Raw genomic sequence first — 233 nt, 5'->3', positions numbered from 1 at the left:
GTGTCTCCGCTGCCGATTCCAAAGGTTCGGTCGAAGTCGTGCACTGGTGGACTTCCGGTGGCGAAAATGCCGCTGTCGATGTGCTCAAGGCCCAAGTCGAAAAAGACGGTTTCACCGGGAAGGACGGTGCTGTCGCCGGTGGTGGCGGTGCGACTGCCATGACCGTGCTGAAAAGCCGTGCCGTTGCCGGCACCCCGCCAGGCGTTGCCCAGATCAAAGGCCCGGACATCCAG

General features: G+C 62.7%; 1 pseudogene. It reads left to right on the top strand.

Annotated elements, in window-relative coordinates:
• Positions 1 to 233, top strand: a pseudogene (locus AC0IXA_RS28210) (sugar ABC transporter substrate-binding protein); the annotation flags it as partial.

This window comes from Pseudomonas sp. AC083, assembly GCF_979253165.1.
This window is presented reverse-complemented; position numbering and strand designations above follow the sequence as displayed.